General features: G+C 74.0%; 1 protein-coding gene. It reads left to right on the top strand.

What is annotated here, in order from left to right:
• A partial coding sequence (locus AC1DHL_RS30185; RefSeq protein ID WP_478164392.1) for a DUF2157 domain-containing protein occupies positions 1–366 on the top strand: 366 nt, incomplete at both ends.

The raw sequence follows: 366 nt of genomic DNA, 5'->3' as shown, positions 1-366 counted from the left end.
CGGAAAGCCTTGCGCCCGCGTGGGCCCGCACCTTGCCGGCGCGGGCCGACTGGCACCGCTGGCTCGAGCGGGCGCTGCTGGCGCTCGGCACCGCGCTGCTCTGCGCCGGCGTCATCGTCTTCTTCGCGTTCAACTGGGAGGCGCTGCACAAGTTCGCCAAGTTCGGGCTGCTGGCGGGCCTGCTGACCGGGCTTGCGGCGCTGGCGGCATGGCGGCCGGCCGGGGACGGCATCGGGCAGGCCGCGCTGGCCGGCGCGCAGGTGGTGTCGGGGGTCTGGATGGCCGTGATCGGCCAGACTTACCAGACCGGCGCCGATGCCTGGCAACTGTTCGCCCTGTGGACGCTGCTGGCCGTGCCATGGGCGC

Source organism: Variovorax sp. 10L426, from assembly GCF_056395305.1.
The sequence above is the reverse complement of the archived record's forward strand: the minus strand, read 5'-3'. Positions and strand labels throughout refer to the sequence as shown.